We start from the raw sequence: 13,170 nt of genomic DNA, 5'->3' as shown, positions 1-13,170 counted from the left end.
AAAGGAGAAGTCCAGCATTTTGTGACGTAGGCTTTACCTACATATTGTCGTTGACATTGTAGGTAGGAAATGGCTACCGTGAGCAGCAGTCCCTAGAATGGGGCACTCGTACTCCCAGCCTGGAAACGGCTCGGAGAAGCTAGCGTGGCGTTGGTTCTCAAGACCTGCTGCCGTCATCGCCGAGGTCTACTTCCGTGAGGGTGATCTGAATGAATAACAAAAACACATTTTTGACTTGCTGCCCTACCCGAACACCCTCATCACAAGCAAGCGTGAGGGAGGCGGACTTATCACCAAATTCGCCCAGCCTCGTTACCGATCGGTCGCCACAAGCACGTGCCAATCCCTCGGCACGCTCATACGACGACGCCACGTCGCCGGCAAGCCAGGCGCACGGCAGCAGAACCCAACCACCCGCAACGAATGTGAGGGTGAACCGCATGACTAAATTAGTTAGACATGCCCGTCATACCGGCTTCGTTAATAAGAGTGGTGAGAGCCGTCACCAGCTGAGCAGGAGCAAATGGCTTTTGAAGCAGCACACTACCCGGTACACCTTGGGCTCGCCATTGTTCAGCGCTGTCACCCGTCATGTAGATCACCGGGATCATTGGCGCAAGTTCTCTTGCTCGCCTCGCCACATCCCAGCCAGTGTCTTTGCCTGGCATTCTAATGTCCGTGAGCAAAGCTCGAAAGCGCGCCGCGTCCAACTCCAGCTCGGATATCGCTTTCTGCGCTGTCGTGACCAAAACAGGTTCGAAACCCGCGTCACTCAAGGTATCGACGAGCAGAATACCTATAAGTGTTTCGTCCTCTGCAATAAGAATAAGCTGTTTCGGGACTGCTTCCACTTAAATGACCCCTATAAATCGCGCACAAATGCAGCAAAACCGTTCCATGTAGTGCCGCTCTTCACTCTGACTAGGGTTCAGCTGCAGGCAGCAATCCAAAATCCAGACGCAGGCCTCTCACCCACGCCCCAACCGAGGGCGGGTGGAGACTTTACTTTGGGTCCAATCGCCAACTGGGAGACAGACAATGGCGCTGCGCGCTGATCCCCTCTCCTACGCTCCACGAGGCTTGAGCCGCGAAGAGGCGGCGCGGTACGTCGGAGTAGGCAGCACAAAATTCGACGAGATGGTCAACGATCGCCGCATGCCGAAGCCTAAACGCATTGATGGCCGGGTGTTGTGGGACAGGATCGCGCTTGATGCAGCATTCAGCGATCTGCCGGATGAAGGCGGGAACCCGATCGATGCACTATTGTCACGCCGCGACAGACGCGCATAGATTGCGGAATGACAAACGAGTTTGACAAGCGACCGTATCTTTCAAGTTTTCGAGACCGCCACGGCGCTATCCGTTGGCGATTTCGCCGTGCCGGGAAAACCATATCGATACTTGGGGAACCGGGCGAGCCCGAGTTTGAAGAGCGGTATCTCGCTGCGGTCGAAGGCCGGGAGCCTCGGAAGGTTGCCCCCATTCCCATGCCTGGAGCCACCCCGCCGGAAAGCTTCAAGGCAGCATGGCGTAAGGTACTTCGCTCCCCGGAATGGCTTGGCTATGATCCAGCCACCCACATGAAGAACGCCAAGCTAGCAGATGTCTTTCTGTCGCTGCCCATTATTGAAGACGACCCAACCGTCTGGGGGGACATGCGCGTCCGCGATATGAAGCGCCGGCACGTGAAAGACATCCTGGCACGCTTCAGCGCTACACCACACAAGGCGAAGCATCTACTGGTGACGATTCGGAAGATGATCACGGTCGCGCTTGACGAGGAATGGATCGAGACCGACCCCACCTGGAAGCTCAGCTATCGGCCGGAATACAAGGGCTGGCGCGCCTGGACAGACGCGGAGCGGGAAATGTTCGAAAGGCGCTGGCCAATCGGCACCACTCCTCGGACAGCCTACGGCCTCGCCCTATGGCTTGGGAACCGTCGGTCCGACGTAGCCCGCGTGAAGTGGTCGTGGTTCGACTTTCGTCGGAACACCGTGACTTTTGAAACAAAGAAGGGGGAGAAGCAGCTTGTGCTCCCGCTCACGCCAATGCTGCGCGACATACTGGAACCGCTGGATAGATCTACAGAGTATGTCCTCGTCACGGCCTATGGAAAACAGTTTTCGGAAAAATCCCTAACTGGACGCATGCGGGATTGGACCGCAAGCGCTGGTATGCCCTCTGGCTGCACCATGCACGGACTGCGTAAAACCCTGGGGAAAATGCTGGCGGAAACAGGCGCCTCGACGCGTCAGCTCATGGAAACACTCGGACACGACGATATTTCCCATGCAGAACTGTACAGCCGGGCTGCAGAGCAAGAGCGCTTGGCAAAGGACGGCATGAGCCGTGTTACAAGAAGATATCAGATCAAAAAGCCACGCGGCTAGCTCGCTTCGTGATCGTTGCGGACCGCCAATTCATGGGCAGACAGCTTAAGCATGACCGGCGACAGATCTCTGGCGCCGGGCGCTAGCGCCGATGGCTGGTGCTTATCGCAAAGCCTGCCGATCACCTGATGATAAGGATATTTTACGGACACTACAGCGAACGTTCTCACCGCCTTGAGCCGTTGATACCTTACGCGCAAGCTGATCGGAGATGCGGACTGCGTTGCCAATTTACCGCGTGGGAGGCGGCTACTAATGAGGATCTTAAGGTGCTCGAAATGGGTGATCTTATTGCCTTTCTTCGCGGGCAATGAATAGGATCACAATTCCATCACTTGTTTCACTTTTCCCGCGTGGTAACGCTTATTAGTAAAGTGCCTACAAGTGTGCAGTTTACAAATTTTTTAGGTTAGATAGTTCATCGACGGAGAAGGAATGGCGCTCAGAAAGCATCTCGACTGGTTATTGGAGGGTGTTGCGAGCTGGAACATGCGCCGACAGCATACCCATTTCATCCCGAATTTACGGGGCGCAGAACTTACCGCGCTCGACCTTCAAGGCATAAACTTACGAGGAGCTGTTTTGGCTAAGGCCAGCATGCGGGGATGCGACTTAAGCCACGCAAGCCTTCTTGGTGCTGATCTTCACAGCACCAATCTAAGCGACGCAAATCTCGATTTTGCCAGATTGTCAGGCGCAATTCTCATTAAAACGAACTTGCGGCGGACGTCCCTCACCCACACCTTTTTTGATGGCTGCGACATGCGCAGGGCGGATCTGCGCAGCGTCGACTTGACGACAGGTTATTTCCGTAAGGCAAATCTTGAGGGTGCAAATCTTCTCGATGCACATATAAAATCTGCTACTGAAAAAAATACCGGTTTGGAGGGGGCAGACGGACTAGCACAGTCTCAGATCGATGACATGGTTGGCGATACTGGAGTTGTTCTTCCGTACCATCTAAAGCATCCTTCCCACTGGAGTTCATGGGAGGCCCCGCCTTCACAAGACGGGAAAGACGACGCCGGCGATAATCGCTCCCTGACGACAGGTTCGCCCTCCACAGGAATTGTTTTCATCTCGTACTCCAATCTCGATACAGATATTGCAGAAAAGCTTCGGTCCACTCTGATAGACTCCGGCCTAAGTTGTTGGTGGGACAAGGATCTAAGACCTGGAACAGAATGGCGGCGACGTATTCGGGAAAGACTGCAGACATCCGATGTGATTCTGACACTCTGGACACAGAACAGCGTAAAGTCGAAGGCAGTTATCGAAGAGGCCTCGTTCGCGCAGCGTGAAGAAAAATTCGTCCATGCCAAATTGGCCGATGTCGAATTACCTTATGGCTTTTTGGAGACCCAATATGCAGACCTGAGAGGATGGACAGGCACCGCTGATCACCCAGGAGTCCGCAATCTAATCCAAGCCATCGAAGACAAGATGACGCCGCCTAGCTCAGAGGAGATAGACAGGCGGTTAGCGGCTTCGGCTCCCATGGCTACTATCATTGAAAATAATCGAATAACGGCCAAGGATAGCCCTCCAAACGCGTCCCCTCCCTACCCCGACCCTGATGATCTGGAAGCACGACTTCACGCGCAGGAAGTACAAGCTCGGAAAATCCTGAAGGCACTGGAGGTTCTTGACAACAACCTCGGGGAAGGGGTTCGTCTCGAAGTTCAGCATTACATAGATCAAGTGAGTTCGCGCCCTGCCTCATGGTACGCGATGTCAGACAGTATTGGCGATCTTCGGTACTACTTGGATCTCGATGACGAGATCAGTTGGCCCGGAAATACCGAAAATAGCTTGGAAACGCTTTGTCGAAACCATGAAGCAATGCGTCCTCGCATCCAGCCTATACAGCCGATCCCAGGTGCAGCAGATTCTCCGCTACCTCCACCGCTTCTCAATTCCACGCCGTTAACGGACGGGGCACTAAAAAACCTCACGCAAGCTACTGAAGACGTATTTGAGGGAGCCGCTGCGAAGGAAGTGTTTGATAGAACCGCAGTTCGAGCGGCAAATTATCTAGTAGTAGAGATCGATGATGCGCGCAAAATATCAGCATCCAGTTCGAGCGCTGAAGAACGAAAACAACAAAAGCTGCGAAAAAGCATCACATCATTGGCGGGCTTCGTGGGCTCATCGTTAAAGAGCCTGGCGCTTGGAATTTCGGTCAATGCATTTACTTCTTCCGAAGCAGCAACCGTATTAAGCATTCAGATGAAAAAATTGTATGAGATACTACGGGCGTTTTTCGGATGAAGAATTACAAAACATGGCTGCAACACCAAAATAATCCACGTTTTACTGCTTAACCCCCGACAGTAATTAATTCTATAATATTCGTTTCGACTCCCCTGAACTGCTCCCAGCCGCTATTTCATAATTTCTCATCGCTTTGCGCGGTAGGTGATCGGTTGCCTGACCCCTTTAATGATTAATTCCTGTCCGCGGCAGACAATCTAAGACCGAACTCCGCCGCCAAGCCGCACGTCTTTTCTGCAAGAGCGTAGAAATTTGCTTGGGTGTTGAAACCATTTTGGAAATCCCTTTGAAGAGCATCTTATACCGCTTCAGATTTCGGGAATTCCAATTCTAAGTACCAAAATCTCAAAAAAATCCGCGTCAAGCCACATCGGCTAACCCTCTGGCTAACAGACCGGGCTAACCGCCCTTTAAAGCATTGATTTTAATGAAATTTGGTGGGCCCGGAGGGACTCGAACCCCCAACCAAGCGGTTATGAGCCGCCGGCTCTAACCATTGAGCTACAGGCCCCAAAACCTTCGGCAGAAGGCGGGCCCGCGTGCAATGGTTCATGCGGGCCGCTTAGAAGTTCGGCTCTAGCGTAAAATGCGCAAAGCTACAAGCCGTTGCCGTATTGGCTTCACATTCTACGGGCACCTGTGGTGGTTGAGGCAGGGATTGTCGCAAAGGTTGTGGCAATCTCAGCTTGAAATACCGAAAACCCATTGCGGAGGATATTCATGCCGGGCTTGTTGATGCGTTCCAGACGGCTTTGCCTTTCCACTCTTATTGTCACGGCAGGGATTGCCGTGGCCTCTGTCGGGCAGGCGCAAACACCGCCACCGCCGCCACCTGCGCATCAGCCGATGATCAGCGTTACCGGCGAAGGCCGGGCTGCCCTTGCGCCTGACATGGCGATGTTATCTCTGACCGTGACGCGCACGGCCGAAACGGCGGATGCAGCGCTTGCGGCCAACAATGCCGCCATGCGCGAGGTCATGGCTGCGCTGAAGCAGGATGGCGTTGCCGAGCGCGATATCCAGACCAGCGATTTCTCGATTTTCCCCCGTTACAGCCAGCAGGAACGTTCCGGCCAGAATGGCGACGGCGGCAATGTCGACGAGGTGCCGCGGATCATCGGTTACCAGGTCAGCAACGGGCTTTCCGTGCGCGTGCGCGATCTTGGCAAGCTCGGCGGCCTGATCGATCGCTCGGTGAAACTCGGCGTCAACCAGGGCGGCCAGATCAGCTTTACCAATGACGATCCGAAGGCAGCCATGGAAGAGGCGCGCCGCAAGGCTGTCGCCGATGCCATGGAAAAGGCAAGGACATTGGCTGAGGCTGCCGGCACAAAACTCGGCCCCGTCGTCTCCATCGCCGAAAACGGAATGCGGCCGGAACCGGTGCCGATGATGCGCATGGCGATGGCCAAGGAAGCCGATTCCGTTCCCGTCTCCGGCGGCGAAAACAGCTATACGGTCATGGTCGAGATGCGCTTCGAGATTGCGCGCTGACGTTTGACAGAGCCTGCAGGCATGGACGCGATGCCTGCAGGCTCTCTGCGCCCTCGCCACGGCGTCCGGGCAGCCAGTTTCCGGGAGAACCGTCGGAAGTGGCGGCCGATGGCACCGGTGCTATCGCGCCCGGCGCGCATAAATTTTCATGGGCTGAGAAAATGCGCTTTGCGGCCTGAGATCGCCCTCTGACGACCGACGCAGAACGGCATCAAGTTCTGTACAGACCGGCGATTTTGGGAAATGCCGGGTGGCCATCAAAATTGGCGAGAACATCCAAAAGAATGCCCACGGCCTGCGCTCCGGCTTGCGCATGTATGGCTGGCTGCGCCTGGCGCTCATCAGACACGTCACCGGCCCACGAGGTCTTTCGGACCGGCGGATGCCGCATCATGGCAACTTGCATACAGGGCTTCAGGCAAGACAACGAAAGCCGCCGCTCAAATGCTAGGGGGCGTGAGCGACGGCCTCATCCGTCCATTGGGCTAATGGAGCGGATTTCAGGATGGGGCAAGGGCGGGGTTAGCGGCGGATGACCGGGCAGCCGCGTTGGTTGGCAAACACGATGCGGTCACGGCCGCGACGATCAAAACCGGACACCACCACCACGCGGCGGTTCATGTCGACCACGCGGGCACGGCGAAGGCCCATGCGGGCGGCCTTGTCCTCGGCGTGCCAGGGGGCGCAGCCGGCACGGCGATCGGGGCCGCGACCGTGGTGGCGCGGGCCACCGCGATCGTCGCCGCGCCATTGTACCTCGACCCTCATGCCATTATCGGCAGCGGATGCCGTTGCAAGCGGTGCGGCAAAGCCGGACACGGCGATCAGAACGGCAAGGCCGGCCTTGGCAAAAAGCTGTTTCATGGTGTGGTCCTCCAATTATGCGATGCGCCACAGAAGGCGTTGGAGGCAAATCTAGTGCGGTGGACCTGAACGGCTTCCGAAGCTGCCATTCATTCGGCATTCAGCAACTGAAACGCTTAACGCGAAAGATGCAGCACCACCTCGCGCCGGTGCGGCCGGTCGCGATGCTCGAACAGATAAATGCCCTGCCAGGTGCCAAGCGCCAGCCGGCCGCCCATGATCGGGATGCCGAGAGACACCGCCGTCAGCGCAGATTTCACATGCGCCGGCATGTCATCCGGGCCTTCCGTGGTGTGAACCATCCAGCGCATGGAAGGATCATCGCTCGGCGGCACAAGACGCTCAAAGAAGCCGTTCAGGTCTTCGCGCACATCCGGGTCGGCATTTTCCTGCACCAGCAGCGAACAGGAGGTGTGGCGCACGAACAGCGTCAAAAGCCCCTCCTCCATTCCGGCATCGCGGACAAAAGCCTCCACCTGCCGGGTGAATTCAAAAAGCCCCTGCCCGCGCGTTTCGATCCGGAGGATGGTCTGTGGCATGGTGCTTCTCCTTGAGGTTTTTGCGTGGCATCAGGCGCCGGGCAGCCGGCGGCGCGGCCAGTCCTGCGGCGGCACCTCTTTTCCCAGGCGGTAGCTGAAGGAGGTAACGCGCATGGTCTTCATGTCGACGGTGCAGCGGAAGCTCACATCAAACCAGCGCCCGCCGCTGCGAAAAGCGCCGCCATCGGCGTTCAGCGTGCCGTTGCGAATGAACCCGCCGGAGGGGCCATAGGGCACGACGAAATCCGCCGGCGTCTCCGGGCGCGCGCGCGACACCTGTTCTGCCACTTCAAAGCTGCAGATCTGCGTCAGGCGGCGGTTGGGAGACAGTTTCCCCAGCGCCGATCGGAGCGCCGGGTTTTCCAGCCGTGCTGCAGAAAGCAGCGTTTCTGCCTTTTCCATGGCGCCGCCGGGCCTCTGCGATGGCTCGGATGCGGCCACAGCCTGCACCGGGCGCGGCGTCGGCACCGGCACGACCTGAGGCGCATCAGCAAGCGCGGAGGACACTGCGGCGGCAGGCTCTCCCGGGCCGGGGCCTGCCAGATCCGCCTCCGGCAGCGTCACGTTCTCCGGAAGCGGCGTGCCCGCCTCTTCCGGTTTCTGGTCTTCCGGCAGCGGCTCTTCCGGCTTCTGGTCTTCCGGCTTCTGGTTCACATCATCCGGGCTGTCAGGCGGTGGCGGGGCGGCCGTCGCATCCGGTTGTGGCGCGGCAGGGTCCGCCGGCGGAGCGCCGGGCGTCTCGGCCACGTCAGGGGCGGCCGGCTTATCCTGTGTCGGTTGCTCCGGCACCACGGGGGCGGCCTCCATCAGGGCCGCCTCATCCGCCTTCGGCGCCGTCTCGCCGGATTGGTCAGCTCGCTCAGGCGCATCGGCAGGCGGCGGTGGCGGGGCGGCAATCATCGTTGCGGGCGGTGGCGGGGCCTGTTCTTCGGCGGTTGCGGACGGCTTGTCGGCGGCAGGTGGCGGCTCGGCAGCTGGCGGCGCCTTGGCCTCCTCTTTCTCCACCGGCTCGGGTGCCGGAGGAACGATCTCTACCGAGACCGTCTCTTCAGGTGGTTGTTCCAGTTCCAATGCCGGAAGCGGAATGAGAAACACGGCAAGAAGCGACAGGTGCAGCAGAGCCGAGGCCGCCGCCAGGCCCCAGCCGCTGCGCACCCGTCGCGCCGGCTCGGCGATCGGCGAGCCTATGTCGGAAACATCCTGCATCATGTGCCATGTAAGCCGGAAAGGTCGTCGTATCGAGAGGTCGATGTGCGGCAAACCCCATTTAATTACACTTTATGCCCCCGGGGTCACGGCCGTGGTGCTGCCACCGGTTCCCCGAACGTGACGAAAACGGTCTTTCGGGCCAATGCCACAAATCTTCAAATCTCTGTTTTTGGGCCGAAAAATGCCTTGGAAGGCAGGCGTGGCTCATGCATGCTAGGGTAAGCGATCATAAATCGACCACACCGTGAACGAGATGGCTGGATCTGCGTTACCCGGATGCAGTGTGCTCTGACAAAGCCATGGACAAAGAGGCCCGGCGGGCCGAATTTGCCGCGTGGACAAGAGGTGCGGTCGACCATGAATGTCTTGAAAGGGGGGAACCATCATCGGTAAATATGCATGGCCGACCATCGGCATCGCCGCTGTCGCCGTTTCCATCTGGCTCCTGTTCAAGGAGTTGCGCGGGCTTTCCATCGATGAGCTTGGCGCAAGTCTTTCCGCCATACCCTATACGCACTGGTTCCTGTGTGCCGGCAGCGCCATCCTCGCCTATCTGGCACTTGCGGGATATGATGCACTGGCGCTCAGCTACCTGAGGCATCGGGTCAATTTCCTCTTCATCACTCTCACCTCGTTCACCACCTATGCGCTGTCGCACAATCTTGGCGCATCGGTCCTGTCCGGATCGGTCATTCGCTACCGGGCCTATTCCTCCAAGGGTATGTCCGGGATCGAAATCGGCCAGCTGATTGCGTTCTGCTCGTTCACCTTTGCGCTCGGCACCATCCTGCTCACCGGCCTCGTTCTGACGTTCGAGCCATCGGTCGGCGAACGCTTCATCAACCTGCCGGCAACCGATACGTTGCGCTTGGTGGGCATATGCCTGCTGGTTGCGGTGGCAGCTTATGTCTATGGCAGCTGGAAGCAGTTCCGCCCGCTGACCATCGGGCCGGTCAAGATCTATTATCCGCAGCTGAAAACCGTTTTCCTGCAGCTTCTCATCGGGCCGCTCGAAATCATGGGCGCTGCCGCCATCATCTATTTCGCCCTGCCGGAGGCTGGAAATCCCGGCTATTTCGTCGTGCTCGGTATTTTCCTCCTGTCGTTTTCCGCAGCGCTTCTGTCCAGCGCACCGGGAGGGCTCGGCGTGCTGGAACTGCTCTTCGTCAACGGGCTCTCGGAAATGCGCGATGCCGACGTGCTGGCCGCGCTGCTGGTGTTCCGACTGCTCTATCTCCTCATCCCGCTTGCGCTATCGATTGCCGTGGTGCTGAGTTTCGAACGGCGGCGGATGCGGGAGACGGCGTGAGGTTTTTTGACTGCGGGAGGCGGGTAATCGGCGCCGATCCGTCGACGTCAGGACAGCAAAATGGCGGCGTGTCCCTGTGCTTTCAAAAGCCTCACAGCCTCCTTGTCGAATGACGCGAACGTCTCGCCGCCCAGCCACCGCCCTTCATGAGCGATAACGCCATCGGCAAAATCACCTCCGGCGGCTAAAAGCGCAAGACCTGCCTCCACGGAGGGCAGATTGGTGGCGACATTCTCAGTATCAAGAAGCGCGCGAATAGCAGAAGCGATGTTCAGGCGTGAAACGCCGTAACTTCGCGACAACACCCACGCCAGTTCACAGAAAGACTGAAGCGTTATCGCGACCAGTTCCGCCGATGCCAGAAGTTCTGCGGCAGCTTTGGTCTGGACCGGGTCGTCGGCCACCACGACCCGCACCAAAAGATTGGTATCGGCGTTGATCCTCATCCCCTGCCCGCCTCGGCACCGGCCGTGGCTATCGCTTCATTCAATTCCTCAAGCGTCAGAACCCGGCCATTCGTCTGATCCTTGAGAAGTCCGTGCAGGTCCCGGAAGGTCCTTTTGCCCACTGCAGCCCTCAACTGCGCGCGTCCATCCGGCAGAAGGTCTATCTCGATCTTCTCCCCCGGCTGAATGCCAAGATGCTGCAGCACTTCCTTGCGGAAGGTTACCTGTCCTCGAGCGGTTACTGTCAGTGTGGTCATGAAGCAGTTCCTATTGCCACCCGCAAGGTAAGGGAAATCTGCATTATTTCAAGAGGTGCTACCCCGCATTAAGATCAGGCTACACCGGACGCATAAAAAAACCGGCTGGATCGCTCCAGCCGGTTTCTTTTGTCAGATTGCTTTCGAAGATCAGCTATCCAGGAACGAGCGCAGCTTGCGGCTGCGGCTCGGGTGCTTCAGCTTGCGCAGTGCCTTCGCCTCGATCTGGCGGATACGTTCGCGGGTGACCGAGAACTGCTGGCCGACTTCTTCGAGCGTATGGTCGGTGTTCATGCCGATGCCGAAGCGCATGCGCAGGACGCGCTCTTCACGCGGCGTGAGCGAGGCCAGAACCCGGGTCGTCGTTTCGCGAAGGTTCGCCTGGATGGCGGCGTCGATCGGCAGAAGCGCGTTCTTGTCCTCGATGAAATCGCCCAGATGCGAATCTTCCTCGTCACCCACAGGGGTCTCGAGCGAGATTGGCTCCTTGGCGATCTTCAGGACCTTGCGGACCTTTTCGAGCGGCATGGCAAGCTTTTCGGCCAGTTCTTCCGGCGTCGGCTCGCGGCCGATTTCGTGCAGCATCTGGCGCGAGGTACGCACGATCTTGTTGATCGTCTCGATCATATGGACCGGGATACGGATCGTGCGGGCCTGGTCGGCGATCGAACGGGTGATCGCCTGACGGATCCACCAGGTCGCGTAGGTCGAGAACTTGTAACCGCGACGATACTCGAACTTGTCGACCGCCTTCATCAGGCCGATATTGCCTTCCTGGATGAGATCGAGGAACTGCAGGCCGCGGTTCGTGTATTTCTTGGCGATGGAGATGACGAGACGCAGGTTTGCCTCGACCATTTCCTTCTTGGCGATACGCGCCTCGCGCTCGCCCTTCTGCACCATATGCACGATACGGCGGAATTCGGTGACGGAAATGCCGGTTTCCGTGGCGAGATTCTGGATCTCCTGGCGGATATCGCGAATGGTCTGGTTTTCAGCGCGGGCAAATTCCTTCCAGCCGCGAGCGGACAGGTTGGAGATCGACTTCATCCAGTGCGGATCAAGCTCGGCACCCTGATACTGTTCCAGGAACGAATCGCGCTTGACGCCGTAGGATTCGGCGAGACGCAGCAGGCGGCCCTCGTTCTGCACGAGGCGCTTGTTGATGTCGTAAAGCTGCTCGACAAGGCTGTCGATGCGGTTCTGGTTGAGCGACAGCGATTTTACCGCCGTGATCAACTGATCCTTCAGCTCCTTGTAGCGACGTTCCTGGCCGGTCGACAGCGTGCCGGTGCAGGACAGGCGGGCCTCAACCTGCTGGTCCTGCAGCTTGCGCAGCTTCTTATAGGTGTCGGCGATCGTGTCGAGCGTCTCCATCACCTGCGGGCGCAGTTCCGCTTCCATGGCGGCAAGCGAAAGGCTCGACTCGTCGTCGTCCTCCTCTTCCTCTTCCATGGCGGGCATATCGCCGCCGACATTGGTGATGTCGTCTTCAGACGAACGCGGGCGGCGGGTCTTTTCCTTTTCCTCGGCAGCCTTGCGGTCTGCCTCGATCTTTTCCGGGCTCTGGAACTGCGGGGCAGCCTTGGCCTCGGGGCCGGAATAGGTGGTTTCGAGATCGATGATCTCGCGCAGCAGCGTCGTGCCTTCGTTCAACTCGTCGCGCCAGATGATCAGCGCCTGAAACGTCAGCGGGCTCTCGCAGAGACCGGCGATCATGGTTTCGCGGCCGGCCTCGATGCGCTTGGCGATGGCGATTTCGCCTTCGCGCGACAGAAGCTCGACGGAACCCATCTCGCGCAGGTACATGCGCACGGGGTCGTCGGTGCGGTCGGTCGGTTCTTTCTTTTTCGCGGTCGCGACGGCCGTGCTGCCGGTGGGAGCAAGCTCTCCGCCTTCGCTTTCGGCCTCTTCGTCATTGTTGTCGTCTTCAGCGGCCGCCGGTTCTTCGGCTTCCTCGTCTTCCACGACATTAATGCCCATGTCGGAGAGCATCGCCATGGTATCTTCGATCTGCTCGGACGTCACCTCTTCGGAGGGAAGCACGGCATTCAGCTCGTCCATCGTGACATAGCCACGCTTCTTGGCGAGCTTGATCATCTTTTTGACCGCGTCGTCGGAAAGATCGAGAAGCGGACCGTCGGTGGCGCCGTCGCGTTCGTTTTCAGCTTCTTCGTTTTCTTTGACTTTTGTTGCCATGTATTCGTCTTTCCTTGGACGTCATTCGCGGCGTTTACACATCGCCGTCCGCAACGCAGCTAAATGCAGCGACGCGAATCGCAATCAATCACGTATCGGGTGGACATTTAATTCCCGCTTAACCGGGATCGTGTTCCGCCCCTCAAGCATCGTTTTGCACTCATGCCAACGATCCTTGTTCTCGCG

The 13,170-nt window shown here is 58.1% G+C and carries 12 protein-coding genes and 1 tRNA gene; 5 read left to right on the top strand and 8 right to left on the bottom strand.

Annotated features, from left to right (window positions below; all coding sequences use genetic code 11):
* Positions 1-449: 449 nt before the first annotated feature.
* Positions 450-851, bottom strand: coding sequence for a response regulator (locus AC4CWF_RS06455; protein ID WP_491284298.1), 402 nt, complete (start codon positions 849-851; stop codon positions 450-452).
* A 187-nt stretch (positions 852-1,038) separates the two neighbouring features.
* Here AC4CWF_RS06455 and AC4CWF_RS06450 point away from each other — a divergent pair, with 187 nt between their 5' ends.
* The 3 genes from AC4CWF_RS06450 (at position 1,039) to AC4CWF_RS06440 (ending at position 4,664) form a co-directional block, all read left to right on the top strand.
* Positions 1,039-1,290, top strand: coding sequence for a hypothetical protein (locus AC4CWF_RS06450; protein WP_491284297.1), 252 nt, complete (start codon positions 1,039-1,041; stop codon positions 1,288-1,290).
* An 8-nt stretch (positions 1,291-1,298) separates the two neighbouring features.
* Positions 1,299-2,393: a tyrosine-type recombinase/integrase gene (locus tag AC4CWF_RS06445; RefSeq protein WP_491284296.1), complete on the top strand. Its 1,095-nt coding sequence runs from the start codon at positions 1,299-1,301 to the stop codon at positions 2,391-2,393.
* Between the two features lie 435 nt (positions 2,394-2,828).
* A complete protein-coding gene (locus tag AC4CWF_RS06440) occupies positions 2,829-4,664 on the top strand; it encodes a toll/interleukin-1 receptor domain-containing protein (protein ID WP_491284295.1) in 1,836 nt (611 codons plus the stop codon).
* 438 nt (positions 4,665-5,102) lie between these two features.
* On the opposite strand, the gene AC4CWF_RS06435 is transcribed toward AC4CWF_RS06440, so the two are convergent.
* Positions 5,103-5,178: transfer RNA gene (locus AC4CWF_RS06435), tRNA-Ile, on the bottom strand.
* A 209-nt stretch (positions 5,179-5,387) separates the two neighbouring features.
* Between AC4CWF_RS06435 and AC4CWF_RS06430 the strand changes: the two genes are divergently transcribed.
* Complete coding sequence (locus tag AC4CWF_RS06430) at positions 5,388-6,161, top strand: SIMPL domain-containing protein (protein WP_491284294.1); 774 nt, start codon at positions 5,388-5,390, stop codon at positions 6,159-6,161.
* Positions 6,162-6,683: 522 nt separating this feature from the next.
* On the opposite strand, the gene AC4CWF_RS06425 is transcribed toward AC4CWF_RS06430, so the two are convergent.
* From AC4CWF_RS06425 to AC4CWF_RS06415, 3 genes are all read right to left on the bottom strand, one after another.
* The gene (locus AC4CWF_RS06425) at positions 6,684-7,025 is read right to left on the bottom strand and encodes a hypothetical protein (protein WP_491284293.1); all 342 of its coding nucleotides are present in this window, start codon (positions 7,023-7,025) and stop codon (positions 6,684-6,686) included.
* 116 nt (positions 7,026-7,141) lie between these two features.
* Complete coding sequence (locus tag AC4CWF_RS06420) at positions 7,142-7,564, bottom strand: secondary thiamine-phosphate synthase enzyme YjbQ (protein WP_491284292.1); 423 nt, start codon at positions 7,562-7,564, stop codon at positions 7,142-7,144.
* Between the two features lie 30 nt (positions 7,565-7,594).
* Positions 7,595-8,773, bottom strand: a complete 1,179-nt coding sequence (locus tag AC4CWF_RS06415; RefSeq protein WP_491284291.1) for a DUF930 domain-containing protein — start codon at positions 8,771-8,773, stop codon at positions 7,595-7,597.
* A gap of 382 nt (positions 8,774-9,155) precedes the next feature.
* On the opposite strand from AC4CWF_RS06415, the gene AC4CWF_RS06410 reads away from it, so the two are divergent.
* Entirely contained in the window at positions 9,156-10,082 is a 927-nt protein-coding gene (locus AC4CWF_RS06410) for a lysylphosphatidylglycerol synthase transmembrane domain-containing protein (RefSeq protein ID WP_491285251.1), read from the top strand.
* Positions 10,083-10,129: 47 nt separating this feature from the next.
* Here the strand turns inward: AC4CWF_RS06410 and AC4CWF_RS06405 are convergent, their stop codons facing one another.
* The 3 genes from AC4CWF_RS06405 to rpoD form a co-directional block, all read right to left on the bottom strand.
* Positions 10,130-10,528: a type II toxin-antitoxin system VapC family toxin gene (locus tag AC4CWF_RS06405; protein WP_491284290.1), complete on the bottom strand. Its 399-nt coding sequence runs from the start codon at positions 10,526-10,528 to the stop codon at positions 10,130-10,132.
* On the bottom strand, positions 10,525-10,785 hold the full coding sequence (locus AC4CWF_RS06400) for an AbrB/MazE/SpoVT family DNA-binding domain-containing protein (protein ID WP_491284289.1): 261 nt from the start codon (positions 10,783-10,785) through the stop codon (positions 10,525-10,527). The genes AC4CWF_RS06405 and AC4CWF_RS06400 overlap by 4 nt, the downstream gene beginning before the upstream one ends.
* Positions 10,786-10,935: 150 nt before the next feature.
* Positions 10,936-12,984 (bottom strand): RNA polymerase sigma factor RpoD, encoded by a 2,049-nt coding sequence (gene rpoD, locus AC4CWF_RS06395; RefSeq protein WP_491284288.1) that lies wholly within the window; start codon positions 12,982-12,984, stop codon positions 10,936-10,938.
* Positions 12,985-13,170 lie beyond the last annotated feature (186 nt).

It is taken from the genome of Neorhizobium sp. PAMB6630, from assembly GCF_058242775.1.
Note: the sequence above shows the minus strand (reverse complement) of the source record. Positions and strands in the feature narration are given on the sequence as shown.